Annotated in this window: 11 protein-coding genes and 2 riboswitches; of the genes, 6 read left to right on the top strand and 5 right to left on the bottom strand. The window is 47.9% G+C overall.

The window, feature by feature from the left end; all coding sequences use genetic code 11:
- The first annotated feature begins 194 nt into the window (after positions 1-194).
- Together PHF32_03560 and PHF32_03555 are read left to right on the top strand one after the other, a co-directional pair.
- Positions 195-1,739: a YifB family Mg chelatase-like AAA ATPase gene (locus tag PHF32_03560; GenBank protein MDD4559805.1), complete on the top strand. Its 1,545-nt coding sequence runs from the start codon at positions 195-197 to the stop codon at positions 1,737-1,739.
- A gap of 42 nt (positions 1,740-1,781) precedes the next feature.
- Positions 1,782-3,080: a serpin family protein gene (locus PHF32_03555; protein ID MDD4559804.1), complete on the top strand. Its 1,299-nt coding sequence runs from the start codon at positions 1,782-1,784 to the stop codon at positions 3,078-3,080.
- Positions 3,081-3,687: 607 nt separating this feature from the next.
- Here PHF32_03555 and PHF32_03550 read toward each other — a convergent pair.
- The 4 genes from PHF32_03550 to PHF32_03535 all read right to left on the bottom strand — a co-directional run bounded on the left by PHF32_03550 (position 3,688) and on the right by PHF32_03535 (position 9,788).
- Positions 3,688-3,813, bottom strand: a complete 126-nt coding sequence (locus tag PHF32_03550) for a hypothetical protein (protein ID MDD4559803.1) — start codon at positions 3,811-3,813, stop codon at positions 3,688-3,690.
- Positions 3,814-3,881: 68 nt separating this feature from the next.
- A complete protein-coding gene (locus PHF32_03545; GenBank protein ID MDD4559802.1) occupies positions 3,882-5,537 on the bottom strand; it encodes a 5'-nucleotidase C-terminal domain-containing protein in 1,656 nt (551 codons plus the stop codon).
- Positions 5,538-5,555: 18 nt separating this feature from the next.
- On the bottom strand, positions 5,556-7,010 hold the full coding sequence (locus PHF32_03540) for a hypothetical protein (protein ID MDD4559801.1): 1,455 nt from the start codon (positions 7,008-7,010) through the stop codon (positions 5,556-5,558).
- Between the two features lie 12 nt (positions 7,011-7,022).
- The gene (locus tag PHF32_03535) at positions 7,023-9,788 is read right to left on the bottom strand and encodes a helix-hairpin-helix domain-containing protein (protein MDD4559800.1); all 2,766 of its coding nucleotides are present in this window, start codon (positions 9,786-9,788) and stop codon (positions 7,023-7,025) included.
- 469 nt (positions 9,789-10,257) lie between these two features.
- Between PHF32_03535 and ppdK the strand changes: the two genes are divergently transcribed.
- From ppdK to PHF32_03515, 4 genes are all read left to right on the top strand, one after another.
- Positions 10,258-12,978, top strand: a complete 2,721-nt coding sequence (ppdK, locus tag PHF32_03530) for a pyruvate, phosphate dikinase (protein MDD4559799.1) — start codon at positions 10,258-10,260, stop codon at positions 12,976-12,978.
- A gap of 534 nt (positions 12,979-13,512) precedes the next feature.
- Positions 13,513-14,523: a D-glycerate dehydrogenase gene (locus PHF32_03525; protein MDD4559798.1), complete on the top strand. Its 1,011-nt coding sequence runs from the start codon at positions 13,513-13,515 to the stop codon at positions 14,521-14,523.
- A 317-nt stretch (positions 14,524-14,840) separates the two neighbouring features.
- Positions 14,841-15,029, top strand: a riboswitch (cobalamin riboswitch).
- Between the two features lie 67 nt (positions 15,030-15,096).
- Positions 15,097-17,283 carry a TonB-dependent receptor gene (locus PHF32_03520; GenBank protein ID MDD4559797.1) on the top strand — a complete coding sequence of 729 codons (2,187 nt, stop codon included), beginning with the start codon at positions 15,097-15,099 and terminating at the stop codon, positions 17,281-17,283.
- A 45-nt stretch (positions 17,284-17,328) separates the two neighbouring features.
- Positions 17,329-17,518: riboswitch (cobalamin riboswitch) on the top strand.
- Between the two features lie 69 nt (positions 17,519-17,587).
- Positions 17,588-18,850 (top strand): T9SS type A sorting domain-containing protein, encoded by a 1,263-nt coding sequence (locus tag PHF32_03515; protein ID MDD4559796.1) that lies wholly within the window; start codon positions 17,588-17,590, stop codon positions 18,848-18,850.
- Between the two features lie 85 nt (positions 18,851-18,935).
- Here the strand turns inward: PHF32_03515 and PHF32_03510 are convergent, their stop codons facing one another.
- Positions 18,936-19,337, bottom strand: a complete 402-nt coding sequence (locus PHF32_03510; GenBank protein ID MDD4559795.1) for a hypothetical protein — start codon at positions 19,335-19,337, stop codon at positions 18,936-18,938.
- Positions 19,338-19,618 lie beyond the last annotated feature (281 nt).

Here is a 19,618-nt window from a genome sequence, read left to right as displayed (position 1 = left end):
ACGGTCAATTGTGATGGTTCAATAGGGCGTAGCCTATGCCACAGGCCGAAGGCCGTTCAACAGCGAAGGCGAAGCCTGAGCATTCAACCAATATGCGCACTGCTGATGAGGCATTTCCCAAGAAAAAGCTTGACTCCCCTCTCTTCATCAAAACTGATGAATAAAGTAACAAAGATATCGAAAAGGAATAGCTAATGGTAGGATTTGCACTCACATATACTACACTGGGAATTGATGCGCTGCAAGTTGCGGTAGAATGCGATCGGGAAGGCACCATGCAACAGGGCGTAAACATCGTAGGGATGCCCACAAACGCGGTTAAGGAGAGCAAAGACCGGGTATTTGCCGCTCTGCGCAACAGCGGAATATCCTATAAAAGTGCCCGATACACTATCAATCTAGCTCCGGCAGATATCCGCAAGGATTCTTCCGCATTGGATCTGCCCATCGCTTTGGCTGTTGTGATGAACAACCACGGCATCCCGGATCCCGGTCTGCAAAAGATTGCTGTGGTGGGAGAGCTTTCCCTGGATGGTAATGTCCGTCCTGTAGATGGAGTATTGCCGATCGCTATCTCTGCTCAACGTGATGGTGTGGATATACTGATAGTTCCTTACGAGAATGCCGAAGAAGCCGCTATTATCGACGATATCACTGTGATCCCCGTTACTTCGCTGGCAGAGACAGTCCGCTACTTGAAAGGCGAGACCAGCATAGAGAGGGCAAAGGTTGACCGGGAGAAGATCTTTCGGGTGTTGAACGACTTTCCTTTGGACATGCACGACGTAAAAGGGCAGTATCAGGTGAAACGCGCTTTGGAAGTTGCGGCTGCAGGCGGGCACAACCTCCTGATGATCGGGCCTCCCGGCAGCGGCAAGACCATGCTCGCACGGCGTGTACCCACCATCCTGCCGGAGCTTACATTGGACGAAGCGCTGGAAGCCACTAAAATCCACTCTGTAGCGGGATTTTCCAAAGACTTTCGCAATGGTATCCTTACTACTAGAGCCTTTCGGGCCCCTCACCATACGATCAGCGACATCGCCTTGATCGGAGGAGGAACCTATCCCAAACCCGGTGAGGTGAGTCTCTCTCATCGGGGAGTACTGTTTTTGGACGAACTGCCGGAGTTTAAGCGAGCTGTGCTGGAAGTATTGCGACAGCCTCTTGAAGACGGCATTGTAACTATATCCAGGGCTTCCACCAGCCTCACATTCCCGGCAGAATTCATGCTGATCGCCTCCATGAACCCCTGTCCATGTGGATATTTCGGGGCAAACATACCCAATCACGAATGCACATGCGAACCAGGCTTTATCAGCCGATACCGCAACCGTGTATCCGGCCCTTTGTTGGATCGCATCGACATCCATGTGGAAGTACCCACTGTGGCGTATAAAGACCTAAGCGCCCTACCTTCCGGAGATTCATCAGCCACTATCCGCGAGCGAGTGAACAAAGCCCGCGAGATTCAGCATAAACGCTTTGAGAACAAGGGAATATTCAATAACAGCCAGATGAATAGCAAGATGATGCGTGAGTTTTGTCCCCTGGATAGCGCAAGCCATGCCCTGATGCAAAACGCCATCGATAAACTGGGCTATTCTGCCAGAGTCTTTGACCGCATCCTGAAGGTGGCCAGGACTATCGCAGATTTGGATAATGCGCCCACCATCAAAAGCGACCACATCTCCGAAGCCATCCAATATCGCACTTTGGATAGAAAATATTGGAGTTAATCCCAATACCCCACGTATAATGATAAAGAAAATGGAGGAATAATGTTCCGATATCTTAGTATAGTATTGTCCCTGATATTACTATTTGCCGTAAGTGCTTGCAGCAGAAACAAACAGGTAGAACCCAAACAGGTTTCTACAGAGCAGAATGTAGTAGCGGATAAAGTGCCTGCTCCAGCTAAGATTGACCGGCAGCACTTTGAATATCCTTACAGTTTATGGGAACAGGTAAATAGAAAGAATGAGAACCTCTTTCTTTCCCCCCTTAGCATCAAAGCTGCCTTGGGAATGGCTTATACCGGCTCCCGAGGCAACACCGCCGATGAGATTGCCAAAGTGATGGGATACGATTCCAAGCCCGATCAGGAACACCTTTCTTTCCGCAAAACTATATCCATGCTGAACGAAATCCAGCATCGGGGAAACGCGAAATTGAATATAGCCAACGCTATGTTCAATGCCAAAGCGAATGAGGATATCCTGATCCCCAATTATGCCAAGACATTGCAGGAATCATTTGGCAGCGAACTGTTTAGCCTGGACTTCAATAAAGCCAAAGATACTGCCGATTTCATTAACCAGTGGGTGGAAAAGAAAACTGAGAACCGCATTAAAGACATCATTTCCGAACGACAGATAGCCGACAGTAACGATGGAATGGTATTGGTAAACAGCATCTATTTCAAGAGCGACTGGATGACTCAGTTTGAAAGTTTCAACACCCGCAAGGGCATTTTCTATACCAGCTCCGAACGCGATGAAAAACAGAGCAAACCCATGCCTCTGATGCGTCAGACCGGCTCATTCCGTTATGCTGAGACAGGCAATTGCCAGTTGCTCGAGATGCCCTTTGCGGAATCTGAATTGGTAATGCTCTTTGTATTGCCCAAAGATATAGAAGAGACAAGCGCCGCACTGAATGAAGAAATGTGGACAAGCTGGATGAAGAGCCTTTCCCGCCCTCGTCAAGTGGAAGTAATAATCCCCAGATTCCGCTTGGAACACACTCTGGATCAACTGGTGGATACTTTCCGCACACTTGGCATTGCCGATGCATTCGACGCTGGTAAAGCGGATTTTTCCGGCATCATGAAAACCGGCGGTGCTCAGAACCTCTTTATTTCAGACATCGTACACAAAGCCTTTTTGGAGGTTATCGAACAAGGAACGGAAGCAGCGGCCGCCACTCAGGTCGGCTTTGCAAAGACATCCTTTACTCCACCCGATCCCAATATCCCGGTGTTCAAAGCCGATCAGCCTTTCTTGTGTATGATAGTGCACAAACCCAGCAATGAGGCTTTGTTTATGGCCAAAGTGATTAATCCGGACGACGCTGAATAGCTCCGTCGTGCATAATCTCAGATAATGCGATTGAAGTTCATTTGACCTTAGTATCTATATGTATACCTATTTATTACATGGTCAAATGGACTTCAATAGCTGAGGTGGTAACTATGCATTGTCCAAGCTACCCCTTAACATATTTTGACAGAGATAGATAGCATAGGTGTCTTGTTAACTCCAGCACATTGATACTTCTACCAAACGGTCCAATAGCTTCATTCCTCCTCTGGGTTATCGATACTTGAACCAGATATTATCGGGTTATCATCGAGTGAGCACAGGATGATAACGCCTTGATATCAGCTTCAACACTGGATAGAACAAGGGGAAAGAGGAGGAATGATTCAACCTAAGTAATGCGATTGGAACTGATATGGCCTTTTGTATCTTATTGCATACCTATACATTATTCGGTCAAATGGACTTCAATACATGGGGTGAAAACTATGCACTGAAGTCCAAGCCACCCATCCAGCGGCAGCGTAGGCCCATGGTAACGAAGCTGAAGCATTGTTTGCCCTGTAGATGATCCAATTGCGTTATCGCCGCAATTATCACCGGGGAGGGGCCGAATGCCCAAACGTGACCACCAAACATCATTACATCATATTTCTTGCGGATCGGGCAGATTTGTGATTCTGATATCCTGCTTTTCTCTCACCGAAGTCTGCTTCACCGGGTTCAGTGTGGCCACTTTCAGCCCTTCCACATTGTGTCCTGCTTGTAGCATATTTTCCTGCAGGACAGCCGCAAAAGACTCTGTGGTACCAGTTTCGCTATGACATAGTATGCAGATTTTTATTGTGCCAGATATGGTGCTTGACGTGAGTTGTCGTCACGCTTCCAGCGGTCGTCGATCCGAACGTCCACCGGAGAATTGTCCTTGAAGTATTTCACGATCGCATCCCGCAGATTTATATTGTGATTGGTCACGTTTTCGGCTGGGATGTCCATCAGCATGGTGAGTCCTGCATTACCCTGCATCAGGAAGTCTGTGGTGGCTACGGTATAGATCTTGTCCGGATCGAGGGGTTCACCTCCAACCAACAGGGTGGTCACGCGGTCAAAACTGGGACGTTGACGGGAATAAACCACTTTTACTCCGGCTACGATCAAGCCCGCTCTACTGCCTTCCACACGGGTTTCGATGATGCGGCGCAAGGTTCTGCCATCGCACTTGAAGCTGATAAGCATATTGTCAAAAGGCATTACTTCAAAGATATTGCGATAGGTGACGGGGCCGCTCTTGATCTCGGCCCGCACACCACCCAGATTCAGGAAGGAGAAATCTGCATCTACCATATATTTCATGGCTTCCACAATGGTATTGCCCATGGGAGATTGCGCATCTACATTGGTGCGGGAAAGGTGGTTTTTGGCATAGCCAATCACTTCATCCATGCCTTCTTCAGCTACTGCTACATAGCCTTCGATAAGGTCTCTGGCTTCGGGATCGGGAATAAACTGATCTTCAAAGAGGGTGATCATTGCACCTTCGCGGATGGCGGGGAGCTCATAACCTGTTAGAGTCTTGGTTTCCGGGTCTATGGTAAGAGTAAGCAAACCAAGGTTTGAACCGTAGGCATAACCTGTGATAACCATAGTGTGGGTCACCGGATCAATCCAGGGTTTGGGCCAGCCCTTATGAATGTGTCCACCGATAAAAAGATCGATACCATCCACTTCGCGGGCTAATTCCTGAGCATCGTAACCCCAGTGACCGCGTCGTTCTGCGTAGCGAGGATTTCCTTTTTCGTCGTAACGGCTCAGATAGGTCTCCACGTTATCATAGGGAAGCCCGGCATGTCCCAATACTACTACCAAATCCACTTTCTCTTCTTCCCGCAATATCTTTACATATTTGGATACAGACTCTTTTTCATTCAGAAATTCGATATTGCGGATGTTTTCCGGGAAGCTCATCTGTTTAGTATCTGTGGTGGTAAAGCCCAGAATGCCAATGCGTACGCCCATGCGATTGACAATGGTATAGGGAAAAGCATACCAGGGAATCTCTCCGGTCCTGGTGTCGATCACATTACAGGTAAGAATGGGAAAATTCGCTAATTCCAAAGTGGGTTCCAATTCATCCTGCAGGATGTCGAATTCATGGTTTCCGATGGTCATGGCATCATAACCGACCATGTTCATGTATTCAATTACAGACACGCCGTTTGTGACTGTCCCTACCGGGCGGCCTTGAAAGAAGTCTCCGGCATCCAGGAGCAAGGATTGACGGGTTGGGCTCTGCCAGCTACGCACGTGTTTGATGAGTGTAGCAGCCGACGCACCGCCTCCTAACTGGGGAGGGAAGTCCGGATTCATAAAAGTGGCTTGAGAGCGGTCTATGCCACCATGCACGTCATTTGACCACATGATGTCCAGACGCAAGTCCTCAGCCACAGCCAGGCTCAGCGCCAATATCAGCACTGATAGTAATATATATCTTTTCATAATAACCTCATCAAGGTCTTACCAGCTAAAAGAAATACCGGCATTGAAGCTGACGATGTTTTCCTTTACTTTATCAGGATTTTCCCATCCGCGGTTTTGAAGGTCTATATAGGAATTTGGCCAAAGTGCATAAGCCCCGCCAGTGTAAACTCTATCATCATAATATTTATCGCCAAAGAGATCCAACGCCTGGTATTCGCGCCAGCCATATCCAAAGCCAAGATCCAATACCCAGTTTTTGTACAGTTGAACGGAGGAACCACCGGTTATCTTGGGACTGATTACTTTCTTTGCGGCTCGATAGGTGAAGGGATCACCATTCAGATCCACATCCTCTTCCATGGTTTGGAAATAACTGCTAACAGCCTGGAATCCTAAGCGCAAAGGAATGCGGTTTACCACATGGTGTTCCACTCCGGCGTAGAAATTGAAGACGTCGTCGTAGATATCGTCCAGATCGCTGTATTGCACCATCTCCAGATCCGCTTTGAAAACGGTACGCATCACGTTGCGGGGGAAGTAACTAAAGCCAATTCTATATTCGGCGGGGAGATCATAATCTCCGTCCATCGATACCAGGGTGCTGTCCATTGCAGTGTTTGGTGATGCTTCCAGATAGGTAAAATCGCTACCGCTGATGTCCAATGTGGTTTTGGGGCTCATGGTAATTCCCATCCCCCAGCGGGGACCCATACGGAAAGCCGCACCAAGCTTCAGCTGCTGACCCTCAAGCTCCCAATCTCTGGTTCTGCTGTAATCGGGAAGTATGTTTTCACCTACGGTTTGCACAGCCCAATCGCTCCATCTGATCGTGGTTTCCTGTTCTACATCGGCAGACATCAAAGCATAATCCACGCCCAGATTCACATTCCAGTAATCTGCAATGTCAAAGCCGATACTGGCTGCCAGAGCAGTCTTCATCAGCACACCGCTGTTATCGATCTCGTTTTGGGCGATCTTTTCGGGATAACCGTCGTTATCGGTATTGCGGTTGTTGCGAATCTCTTCGCTGTACTTTCCGGAAAAACTGGTGTAGGGCGTATGATAAGTGCCGATTCCCAGATGCAATCTCCCCAAGTTCATCGCAGCGTAGCCAGCTCCGGCGAAATCCGTAAAAGCATTGATATTTGAGGCATAAACCGAATCATCTATATATGCGTCAAAGCTGTTGTAGAGCGGGAGCATGCGAGTGTCTTCAGCGCGATTGATCATAGTATTCAGGCTAAGTCCCGCATGGTTCTCCTGCGCAGTGATATTGGCAGGATTGATGGCTATGGATCCGGGGCGCATATTATTGTAGATCCCGGTGCCGCCCATGGCAAATCCGCGGGCATCCAAAATGCCGTAACGTTGCCCCAGTGAAGCCTGCCCATAAGGGGGATGTCCATAATAGTTGTCACTCACACTAAAAGCACCAAGCAAAGAGACCAGCATCAGCAGGCCAAATATAATCAGAGATTTATTTGATAACATGTTTCCTCCACGTTAGAAGCGATAATCAAGGGAAAAGCGGATTGTGTTTTCACTGTGTTCCACTCTCTCGGCATAAGTAAGCTGACCTTCCAAAGCCTCATCGGCGGGATTGTTGAATTGGCGGATTCTTACTTCTTTATCCTGATAGGTTTTATTGCGGAACTTGATATTCATATACATATTGTTTGAGATGCGGCTGGATATGGCGATCCATGCTTTGGCACCGCGTTCGCCCATAAAGTCGATTTCCATGTCTTCCCAATCCCAATGCGAGATGCCGTGTCCATACCAGTACAAGAAGGAACCCTGCAGTTTTACGCTGGGAGTGAAGTTGTGAGTGTAATTCACGCCGATGTAATCGCCAGTCATCAAGGTTTGTGCTGCAGCCATTGTATTGTTACCCGGTTGAGCGGGATAGGTAAGCGAAGTGTAGGGCGGGCTTAGCACGGTATTGTAACGATATTCCAGCTCCAAAAAGTCCCGGTTGGAAAGGAAAGTGCGGATCGCCACAGTGTATTCGTTGGTTTTGGATACTCCGCGTTCTGCTGTGTCGTCATAACGGTTCACCTGGTTCTTATAACGCAGTCTCATCGCCAATTGATACAATGGACGAAATTCCAGTTCGCTCTGGAATCTAGCACTGCGACGACCGTCTGCAAGCCGTTCCCACAAGTCCAGATAGCTGCGTCCCACAGTGAAGTACCTATTAAATTTGTATCTGGTCTCAAAGTAGAGCCCTTTTTCCGGTTGAGATTGATTGCTGTTTTGATACATGTCCGAGATCAGCGGATTGCTAAGCGCATAGATATTCTTTTCCAGGATGGTATCGTTGAAGCGCTCATGTTCTGAGAAACTATTGCTGTAAGGATTATCAAAACCAATGTCGTAGTTTCGATACAGGGTAATAAAATAGAGATTCTCAAATTGAGTGTGAGAGCTGATCAGGTATGCCTTGGGATCGTCGCCCAATTTGGTGTCTTCGCCATACTTACTCATCTCGGCATATTCACCTTGAATGGCAGTATTACCCAATACTGTGCCACCGTCAAAGCCGATAACGCGGCGATAGTCCCGGCTGTAGCGATCGGTCTGAGTGCCGTAGAGATTGCTGATTTCGGCATTCATGGCTTTCTCTATCTTGGGAATATTGTAGGAATCACGAAGCAGGATATTCTTCAGATCGTTAAAACCGGGCACCACAAAATGCGCATCTTCATACAAAGCAGTATAGGTTGTAAAGCCAAGTCTGGTACCTATTATGGGGCTCAATTCCAAATGAGTGCCCCACAGCTTTTCACGAATGGCGTCCTTGCGAGCCGCTAAATTGATGTATTGCATTTGATACGGGATATAAGCAGATCCCGGAGGTATCACCTCCGGATACAGAGATGAATTCATATACGCTTCTGCTTCCATCATTGTGTCGTTATCATAGGGCAGACTTGGAGTAATATAGGAAAAGAACTTATTCTTATCGGCACTTACCGCACTGCCGTCGTCATAAGTATATCGAGCTGTGGCGCCGTCCATAAAGTATTGTTTGCCATCGCTATCTCTAAAGACATCATTGCCATATTCATCCCGCATTACATAGCTGCCATCTTCGTTGATGTATGCCAGGCCGTCTTTATCGTCGTCCGACACAAAGAAAGATGCGTTGAAATAAGGATTTGCCAATTCCACCGCTGCTCCGCGCAAAGCATATTGCGAAGCCTTGGACAGATCCGGAGTGATGCCCATGATGCGCTTACTAAAGCCAAATCCGGTCTTGCGCGAGCTGTAGAAATCGGTATTCTCCATCGTTAAGCCCTCGCCGTAAGTGGCGCGGTAATGCCCCAGATACATCTTTAGGGATGTGTTGTCCAGCCAGGGTATCTTGGTATTTTCGTAGCCGGCATAGTATTTGCTGCTGTTCCAAAAGTCTTCGGAATCCATGTATTGCCAGCCATCATGCGCTTTGGGGGAGTAATTCATGATACCCATCTTAAGATTGTTGCCGTAGCGCATCCGCAGTTTTGCAGTGATGTCCGGATGCACCTGATCAAGCTCGAAATAACCCCAGTAGGTTTTGCGTTTGTCCTGAGGAATTGTCAGCCAGTTGTTGCCATAATCGCTGGGCAGAAACGGCTCGTGCAGCATATCGTATTGACCTTCTTCAAAATAGCGGGTGTAGTACTGAATCTGAGCATCAAACATCAGCCTGTTCTTAACCGGAGGTTCTTTGAAATATACGTAGTTGCGCAGGTTTGTATAGCCATAATAGGAAAGCCCCATAGTACCGCGGAGGTCTCTGGTGTCGGCAATGGTGTCTCCACGTGCCACTCTTTTCAGGATGGCTGCGGCATCAACGGCTGATACGTTTGGCAGACTCACAAAGTCGTTGAAGTGCATGCGGTTTACGTTTTGAGGAGTCATCAAATAGTCTTCCCAAACGTCTGCCATACCCTCGCTGGCTCCTTCATTGCTGTCCAGCCTCTCGATCAGATCACTGATTTCCTCTCTGCGCAATGTCACATCATCGGTTTCAGTATATACAGAAACCACCACCAGCGGCTTCAGTTTGTTCATTGTGCGCTGATCTATGGACGGGATCTCGCGAAGATCATATATGCTGTCAAAAATCTTCACAAAAGTCCGGTATTCATAGATGTCCCGCGCTTGCGCCTCCGAGATAGGAAGCTGCTTCAATTCGCTCATGCCGGCGGTATTCAGATCCACCTTAGCGCTGAGCAGCCCTATAAATATCAGGGCAAGGAACATCAAAAAGAGCTTTTTCATCGCGTATCCTTATGCTGTCTATGCTTATAATAACTAAAGTATCGTGTATTATTACAAAGTAACCGGATTGTAGTCCGAATTCACACTCTAAAAACAGCTCATTATCTGTAAAGGGATTTTTTTATTCCCTGCTTTTGCTATTTTATCTACTGTTTTGTCCAAGCCGGCTGTCGTATGAAGAGATTAAGAGCTTTCTCCCGTTTCAAACTCACTTCTTGTATTTCACCTCGTTGTTAATAGCAGCATGACGGACAGGAGTACAGGGGGTGGGGACATCTCGTCACCACAGAGGCCAAGCCTCAACTGCAGGTAGCTCCGCTGCTTCTGTCTGCCTGGAGGTCGACACCCCTTATTTCCAACCTGGCTCCAATGATAAGAGCTTCACACAAAAACAGTTGACAGAATAAGCATGTCAGATTGTTTGGAAAATCTATGAATAAAATATATACATTGCTTTCATGGAGGATAAATGACTGCAACTAAACGCGTTTACCTATTTGGTAACGGACACGCTGAAGGTAAAGCCGATATGAAGAATCTGCTGGGTGGAAAAGGTGCAAACCTCGCCGAAATGAATCTCATCGGCGTTCCTGTACCCCCCGGATTCACTATCACCACAGATGCCTGTACTGAGTTCAATCAGGTTGGCCCCGAGAAAATGCGCGATATGCTAGCCAATGAAGTTAAAACAGCCGTCAAACACGTGGAACAAATCATGAGAATGCAATTTGGTTCCAACGAAAACCCCTTGCTGGTTTCCGTGCGTAGTGGCGCCAGAGCTTCCATGCCCGGTATGATGGACACCATCCTGAACCTTGGTATGAACGACAATGCCGTGCAAGGCATCATCAGAAAGACCAATAACGAGCGCTTCGCTTGGGATAGCTACCGCCGCTTTGTGCAGATGTATGGCGATGTTGTATTGGGCCTGAAACCCCAAAGCAAAGAAGAAGAAGATCCCTTTGAAGTTATTATACATCACATGAAAGAAGAAAAAGGCGTGAAGAACGACCTCGAACTGACCAGTGAAGACCTGAAGCAGCTGGTAGTTCTCTTCAAAAAAGCCGTGAAAGACAATACTGGTCACGACTTCCCGGAGGATCCATGGGATCAGCTCTGGGGTGCAATTTTTGCGGTGTTCGATAGTTGGAACAACGACCGCGCCGTCTATTACCGCCAGCTGAACGGTATCCCTCACGAATGGGGAACAGCCGTAAACGTACAAGCCATGGTCTTTGGCAATATGGGCGATACCAGTGCCACCGGCGTTGCCTTCACCCGTGATGCCGCCACCGGCGAAAACATCTTCAACGGAGAATACCTCATCAACGCCCAGGGCGAAGACGTAGTTGCCGGAATCCGCACACCTCAGCAAATCACCAAAGAAGGCTCACGAAGATGGGCGAAACTTGCAGGAATCAGCGAAGATGAGCGTGCAGCAAAATTCCCCTCTCTGGAAGAAGTGATGCCTGCCACATATAAAGAGCTCTTCGACATCCAGAAAAAACTTGAAAACCATGCCCACGATATGCAAGACTTGGAATTTACCATCCAAGACAACAAACTGTGGATGCTGCAAACCCGCAATGGCAAACGCACCGGATTTGCAATGGTCAAGATCGCCGTGGATATGCTGAAAGAAGGCATGATCGACGAAAAGACCGCACTATTGCGCATGGAACCGGAGAAACTGGACGAACTGCTGCATCCTGTATTCAATAGAGACGCTCTGGCAAAAGCACACGTGATAGCGAAGGGGCTGCCTGCCTCTCCCGGCGCTGCCACCGGTCAAATCGTTTTCTTTGCCGAAGATGCAGAAGCATGGGCCAAAGACGGCAAGAAAGTGATCCTGGTTCGCACCGAGACTTCTCCTGAAGACCTGCGTGGAATGAACGTTGCCAAAGGCATCCTTACCGCTCGTGGCGGAATGACCTCCCACGCTGCTGTGGTTGCCCGCGGTATGGGTAAATGCTGTGTTTCCGGCGCGGGTACCTTGCAGATCAATTACAAAACCCGCATCATGACTGTTGACGGCAAAAGCTACAAGGAAGGCGATTGGATATCATTGAACGGCTCCACCGGCCAGGTACTGGAAGGAAAAGTTGATACCCAGGATCCGGAATTGAGCGGAGATTTTGCCAGAATTATGGAACTGGCAGACAAACATACCAAAATGAAAGTGCGCACCAACGCCGACACACCCAAGGATGCTATAGTTGCCCGCAAATTTGGCGCAGTAGGCATCGGACTCTGCCGCACCGAGCATATGTTCTTCGAGGGAGAACGCATTAATGCCATGCGCGAGATGATTCTGGCAGACGACGAAGCCGGACGCAGAAAGGCATTGGACAAGCTTCTGCCCATGCAGCGCAGCGATTTTGAAGGTATCTTCACTGCCATGGACGGCTTCCCGGTTACCGTTCGCCTCTTGGATCCCCCCTTACACGAGTTTGTACCCCATGAGGAAAAAGATCAGATCGAGATCGCCAAAAGTCTCGGGATCGATCCCCTGAAAGTGAAAAACAGAGTGGACTCCCTGCATGAATTCAATCCCATGCTCGGTCACCGTGGATGCCGCTTGGGCAATACCTATCCTGAAATCACAGAGATGCAGGCGAGAGCCATCATCGAAGCCGCAATCAACGTTCAAAAGAAAGGCGTGAAGGTACTTCCGGAGATCATGGTACCGCTCATCGGAACTTTGGCAGAATTCAAGCTGCAGGAAGAAATCATCCGCTCTACCGCTGAGAAAGTCTTCCAGGAGACCAGTGAAAAAGTGCAATACTTGGTTGGAACCATGATCGAGATTCCGCGCGCAGCCCTTACAGCGGACAAGATCGCCGAAAGCGCTGAGTTCTTTAGCTTTGGCACCAACGACCTCACACAGATGACCTTTGGTTATAGCCGTGACGACGCTGGTGTATTCCTGCCCGTTTATCTGAAGAAAAACCTGCTGAAACACGATCCCTTCCAGATATTGGATCAGGAAGGCGTAGGCCAGCTGGTGGAACTGGGAACTACCCGCGGTCGCAGCGCTCGCCCGAATCTGAAAGTGGGCATCTGCGGCGAACACGGCGGAGAACCCTCAAGCGTGGAGTTCTGCCACAGAGTTGGCATGAACTACGTTAGCTGCTCCCCCTACCGCGTACCAATTGCCAGACTCGCGGCAGCTATGGCAGCAATCCGATAACTTCACACAAGCAAGCAGATATAGACCGGGATCGTTTCTTTGGGTACGGTCCCGGTTGCTTTTTTATCATTATATCCAGATACTTACAAATCTCCCTCCTTACACACACTTTCTCCATGCCCGCTTCTGTGTGGGTTTTTGGATTTGATTTTTCTTGTCCGCACCTTATTATATCTATATAATCGACACATAATATGGAGTAGATAAATGTCCGGAATCGTTTTCTTTAACACCCGTGACTTGGAAGCTCTCAGGAGTTTTTATCTGGATTCGTTGGGCTTAAATCTGTGGCTAGATCAAGGCAAATGCCTAATTTTTGAACATAATGGATTCCTGGTGGGATTCTGCATAGGAGAAAGCAGCCAGTCCCAAGGCACCATCACTTTCTTGTACGATTCGAAGAAATTGGTAGACACTGCTTACGAACGCTATAAAAGCATCAGCACATCAGCTCCGTGCGTAAATTCCAGTTTTAGGATATACCACTTTTGGGGAGCCGATCCCGAAGGTAGAATACTGGAATTTCAATACTTTATGAAAGCCTCGGAGATCCAGGAAGATAATAGTGGAATCGTAGAAATCCTGAATCCCGATGCCAGTAAACCAAAATTGCTGCTCACCCGTCTCTTGCCCCAGAAAGCGATGGAAAAGCTCAAGGAAGCCTTTGAAGTGCATGCCAATACCTCTGAAAGAGCGATGCTAGCTCATGAAATGAAAGAGCATATTACCGGGAAAGACGCATTAGTGTGCCTCTTGTCCGACACAATCGATAGAAGTTTGATCGAAGCAACAGATAAGTTGAAGGTGATCGCAAATTATGCTGTAGGCTACAACAACATTGATCTGGAGGCTGCCAAAGCCAGAGGCATAGCAGTATGCAACACTCCAGGAGTTTTGACCGAAAGTACAGCTGATCTTGCCTGGGCACTGATCATGGCGAGTGCCCGCTGTATCCCGCAGAGCGATAAATATACCCGGGAAGGGAAATTTGTGGGTTGGGAACCGCTGCTCTTTTTGGGAAAAGATGTGCATCATAAGACACTGGGAATCTTGGGTATGGGACGCATTGGACAGGCTGTGGCGCGTCGTGCAGTAGGTTTTGGCATGAAGGTAATCTATCATGGACCTCAGATAAAGGAACTGAATATCCCGGCACAGTATGTAGATTTTGAAACCCTGCTCCGGGAATCGGATATCCTTAGTCTGCATTTGCCGCTTAGCTCCGTAACACGGCATCTGATCGGAGAGAAAGAGCTAAAAGCGATGAAACCGGGTGCCATCCTGATCAATACCGCTCGTGGAGCGATCGTTGATGAGAAGATACTGATCAAAGCCCTGAGCGAGGGCTGGATCTGGGCTGCAGGCTTGGATGTTTATGAAGATGAACCCGAGATTCCGGCAGATTTGAAACGATTATCCAACGTGGTGATCCTGCCCCATATCGGTTCTGCCAGCATGGAGACCAGAGAAGAAATGGGCATGATGGCCGCACGCAACGCCATTGCCGTGATTCAAGGCAAAGAAGCTCCGGCCAGAGTGGTGTAGATAGCCCGGTAGTTGATGAATCTGGGAAAGGTTCTGGGGTAACAGACTGACAACCAATTTGTTCCTTCGACAATAAGACAATCTCAGGTCTTCGAAGAATATTGTGATGCATGGATTAGCTCCATGATATCCCTGCAAATACTTCCCCTGTACTTCATCGATACATTATCCTGATATCAAGCCGTTATCATCGAGTGCTCACCCGATGATAACCCGATGATATCAGCTTCGGCACCACTTGATCCTGAGGGGGAGCAGAGCTGATTTTTAGAAGCATAACTAAGGAATATCTTGACTATTTCATAGGGGCTTTTTCTGTGTAACTGTGACTTGATGGTGCTTAACAAAAGGTAATAGGGAATTCCGTTGATAATCGGAAGCGGTCTCCGCCACTGTAAGCAGCACGAAAGGTTTATTTGCCACTGTCGAAACGATGGGAAGGCATTAAGACGCGCATCGCGCACCCGCTGCAAGCCAGGAAACCTGCCAGCAAGTATGGAAGAAGCCTACGGGGAATGGGCTATATCCAGTGTGTTCATCTCAAGTCACAAACAAATTCAAGAGGTGAACAAAATGATACGGACGCGAGAAGTTACAGGCAAAGTATTGATGCTATGTGCATTACTGCTTTGTTCTAGTGCCATCTTTGCCATAGGGGGCAAAATTGTGGATTCCGATGGAGATCCCGTCTCATCAGCCAGTGTTTCAGATTCCCGGCACAGCACATACAGCCGGGAGGACGGAAGCTTCTATCTGGCTACAGAAGCGGATTCACTTCATATTCATCGCCTGGGCTTTCATGATCGCACCATTAGTACGAGAGACCTGAAAGCACCGGTAGTTCTGGTTCGAGACGACATTGTATTGCCTTCTGTGTGGGTACGAGCTATCGAATACCGTCCCAACAGCCCTTCGTTAAATTCCAGCATCATTCATCCGGACACCAATGCCGGAATCAATAACAGCAACGATCTATTGCTGCAGAATCCCGCTTTTGTAACCACTGATACGAGGTTGAGCGGGGAACGGCAGACGGTGTCCATCTTGGGCAGTTTTAGCCGTCACAGCTTGGTGATGCTGGATGGTGTGGTGCTGAATCCCGCTGGAGAAGCATTTGACCTTAGCCGGATACCAATTGGTCAGATCAGTCATATCGAAGTAATAAAAGGTAATTCATCCGTGTATGGAGGATCTGCAGCAATTGGCGGCATCATCCACATTCACACCAAAAAAGCTGACGATGCCAGAGCCGCGGAAGCCGAAATCTATAGTAGTATGGGGTCATTTGGATTGTACAAGCAGGCTTACAGGTTATTGATCAACCGGGATGCGCTCTCACTGAAAGCAGAGTATATGCATCACACGGCATTGAACAACTTTACTTACAAGACTCCGGATTTTTGGGGGATAGAGCCGGAACTGGAAAGAGAGCACAACAAAAAAACTGGTGACAGCTTCTATGCCAAAGCACGGTATTCCAAGGATGCGTCAGAGCTGAGCTACAGCATCAATATGGGCAGCTTTGTCCGGCAATTACCGGGGACTATAAACTTCCTGGATTTATATGATAACTCCAAACTCACAGGAAACTATGCCCAGCATAACCTGCGGGGCATATTGTCGCATCGGGATTTCGCCCATGAGTTGCTGTTGTGGTGGAATAGGGATTTTAGCATCTTCACAAATCAAGGTTCCACAAATACACTGGCGAAAAGTCATTATGATCAGACGCAGCAGAGCCGGGGCTTGAAGCTGAGTAACAATCTGAATCTGGAAGAAACCAAGCTCGGCGTAAACGCGGAATATAGTACAGTGGATTATGATTACTTCAATAGACTGAGCAACATCAAAACAACCGGTGAACGAGACAATTCTGCCATCGCCGTACAAGCCCAGCAGGTATGGTATCCCGGCATCATGAGCTACAAGGCCCTGGGAGCATTCCGGGCGGACTATTGTGAAGATAAAGTGCAGCCGAGCTGGAGATTGGAGCAAGAACTGCAAGTACCTCTGGGATTTGAGCTTACTATAGGTGGATATGTGGGAACGGCATATTCTCAGCCCTCACTCTTTGATATGTATTGGATCGGGGATAGTGAGACCCAGGGCAATCCGAACTTGAAGAGCGAAAGCTCATTCGGCTACAACATGTATGCAGAGGCAAATACCGGTAAAGCACGCTGGAAAATAGCCTATTACCAAAACCTGGTGGAAAATCTGATCCAATGGAGACAGTATTACCTGAATGGGATAAGCTGGAAGCCCTTTAATGTGGGCAAGGCAAGGATTCGGAACTATGAGTTTGAAACACAAATGCAGATTAGCCGCCTTCTGAAGGTAAACGCCGGAGTCACTTTCACCGATGCCAAAGATGTGGCAAGAAATTCTGGTGGCATACCATCGCCGTCTTATAATAAGAAACTGGTATATACTCCGGCGATGAAGGCAGTAGCTATGCTGAACTTTGGTAACGACATACGTGGCTGCTCTTTGCAATATAACTATACCGGCGAACAATATAGCACAGTCGATAACATGATCGCCCCGCTGAAAGGCTTTGATACTCTGGATACTGCTGGATTCTACCGGATTGGGCTGCGGTTTATCGATATCCGCTGTGACCTGAGAGTAAACAATATCCTAAATAAAATGTACGAAATCTATGCCTACACTCCACAACCCGGAATCAACTGGGAAACGGGGATATCGATCTCCACAAAGAACTATCGGGCAAAGGAGCAGGTGGCGTACGAACCATAGCCGAGTTCAACAAATAGCTTGACTATTTCTGGAGCGCAGATTTCTGTGTATTTGTGACTTGATGGTGCTTTACAAAAGGTAATAGGGAATTCCGTTAGAATCGGAAGCGGTCTCCGCCACTGTAAGCAGCACACAGGGTTTATTTGTCACTGTCAATATGATGGGAAGGCAATTATGACGCGCAGAGCGTAACCCGCTGCAAGCCAGGAAACCTGCCAACAAGTATGGAAGAAGCCTACGGGGAATGGGCTATATCCAGTGTGTTCATCTCAAGTCACAATCAAAACAAAAAGAGGTGAACAAAATGAACTCAAACATCAGTGGACTTAGACTCCCAAAGCTCTTGCTAATAGTGGCATTATTGCTGCTTCATGGCTTTGCCGCTGCAGAACTGCTCTACGTAGTGAATTCACAATCCCGCACCCTAAGCAGGATCGATACCGAAACAGACACGGTGGATAACAGCTTTAGCGTATTGGGAACCGTACCCAATAAAATCGTGGTGGATGAAGACTATATCTGGTCGGTAAATTCCGGAGACAATGCAGTACAGAAGATTTCGCGGGAAAGCGGCAATACAATATCCAACATTTTTGTTGGGCTCGGAGCCAATCCCTGGGATGCCCTGAAACATGAAACAAAGCTCTATGTGTCGGGTTGGCTGTCTCAAAAAGTGTATAAACTGGATACGATCAGCGGCACGGTTGAAGCTTCCGTGGATGTGGGTGTTGCTCCGGAAGACCTGGAACTGGTGGGCAATAAACTGTATGTTTGTAATGCGGGAAATTATAGCCAAAACTATGCTGGCAGCTCCGTGAGCGTGATCGATCTGGAGAGCTTTACTGTGTTGAGTACCATTCCGGTGAGTGCCAATCCCCAGCATCTTGCATCGTATGAGGGAAAGCTCCATGTTTCCTGTACTGGGAATTGGGGAGATACTGCCGGAGTTATCTGCATCATAGATACTTCCACGGATACGGTGGTGGAAACCATCGATATTGGGGGCACTCCCGGGGCTCTCTGGATTGCAGGTACCGATCTGGCGTTGGTAGCAGATGGCAACGGGGCGCATCTGTATAGCTATAATCCTTCCACTTTTACGATCTTGCATGGCGACTCCAATCCCTTACCCAATGCGTGTTCAGGGGTTGTGGGAAATAGCAATGTAGTGGCTTTATTGACGCCAAACTGGGGTGGGAATGGGATTGTGGAAATCCTGCATCCGGATCTGAGCAATTGGAAGCAATACACTGTGGGTATGATGCCTACCGATCTTAAACTCTATAATGCGTCCTCCTTTAGTGAAGACCAGATCGCCATTCCAGCACAGCTCTCGGTTTCACCCAATCCGGCGCGGCAAGGAAGCTCTCTGAAGTTCAGTAGCCCAGAAGCTCTCAACGGGGAATTGAGTCTGTATAACCTGAAAGGACAAAAGCTGAAAACCTATCCCTATCAGGGAAGCGACCTAACGGTATCTGATGCAAAGCTTTCCAGCGGAGTCTATTTCTATAGCCTGCAGGACGGCAAGGGAATGAAAAGCAAAGGAAAGCTGGTGATATTGAAGTAATAAGAGCTAGTAAAGCTCCCTTGATACTGATTGAATGGGAAAAGCCGTACCTTGAGAGGGCACGGCTTTTCGAACGAGTGGGATTCTAACGAAAGTCAGGACGATCATTGACAGGAGGTGGTGGAGGAGGTGGTGGAGGAGGTGGGAATACTATGGAATCTAGCCAAACATTATTGCCGCTAATATATTCTGATCCTGTTTTACGACTGGATTTACCACCGGCATATGCAGTAACATCGAAACCATTATGCCCGTTGCTGGGAGCAGTTATGTAGTAGATATATCCGTTCCCACCAGAGTTGGGCACGCCGCGTGTCATTTCTACGTGATTCCAATCTGTCCATGGTCCGCCGGGGACACCTGTCCATCCAGAAATATACACATGTGTGCTTGTTGTTGCTCTGATGACGTTGATACTAAATGTGATGCCCATCAACGATACGCTGAGGAGCATCAGGGCTGCTGCAACAAGAGTTAATTTTTTCATGGAGTTCTCCATATCACCTTGTATGCATCATGATAACAATGCATAGGTTAATCCACATTGAAGGCTTGTCTATAACGGATTGCCTTCGTTATATCAGATCTGATTACAAGCTTTGAGAAATTTACGCAAGACCATATAAAAGTCTATGTTATCACTGACCCTGTCCCATTTTTTACACCACTTGTAAAGTGACACGTTTCTTATCGACATTGTTTTCATAGTTTTCTCTGTATTTTGCCGGAGGTAGGAAGTTTAGTGAGCTGTGGGGGCGATTGTAATTA

The organism is Candidatus Cloacimonadota bacterium (genome assembly GCA_028706475.1).
Classification (GTDB): domain Bacteria; phylum Cloacimonadota; class Cloacimonadia; order Cloacimonadales; family Cloacimonadaceae; genus UBA5456.
Note: the sequence above shows the minus strand (reverse complement) of the source record. Positions and strands in the feature narration are given on the sequence as shown.

Excerpts from the sequence above, each read along its gene's own strand:
- PHF32_03560 (MDD4559805.1), top strand. The coding sequence starts at position 195 with ATGGTAGGATTTGCACTCACATATACTACACTGGGAATTGATGCGCTG.
- PHF32_03555 (MDD4559804.1), top strand. The coding sequence starts at position 1,782 with ATGTTCCGATATCTTAGTATAGTATTGTCCCTGATATTACTATTTGCC.
- PHF32_03550 (MDD4559803.1), bottom strand. The coding sequence starts at position 3,813 with ATGCTACAAGCAGGACACAATGTGGAAGGGCTGAAAGTGGCCACACTG.
- PHF32_03545 (MDD4559802.1), bottom strand. The coding sequence starts at position 5,537 with ATGAAAAGATATATATTACTATCAGTGCTGATATTGGCGCTGAGCCTG.
- PHF32_03540 (MDD4559801.1), bottom strand. The coding sequence starts at position 7,010 with ATGTTATCAAATAAATCTCTGATTATATTTGGCCTGCTGATGCTGGTC.
- PHF32_03535 (MDD4559800.1), bottom strand. The coding sequence starts at position 9,788 with ATGAAAAAGCTCTTTTTGATGTTCCTTGCCCTGATATTTATAGGGCTG.
- ppdK (MDD4559799.1), top strand. The coding sequence starts at position 10,258 with ATGACTGCAACTAAACGCGTTTACCTATTTGGTAACGGACACGCTGAA.
- PHF32_03525 (MDD4559798.1), top strand. The coding sequence starts at position 13,513 with ATGAAAGCCTCGGAGATCCAGGAAGATAATAGTGGAATCGTAGAAATC.
- PHF32_03520 (MDD4559797.1), top strand. The coding sequence starts at position 15,097 with ATGATACGGACGCGAGAAGTTACAGGCAAAGTATTGATGCTATGTGCA.
- PHF32_03515 (MDD4559796.1), top strand. The coding sequence starts at position 17,588 with ATGAACTCAAACATCAGTGGACTTAGACTCCCAAAGCTCTTGCTAATA.
- PHF32_03510 (MDD4559795.1), bottom strand. The coding sequence starts at position 19,337 with ATGAAAAAATTAACTCTTGTTGCAGCAGCCCTGATGCTCCTCAGCGTA.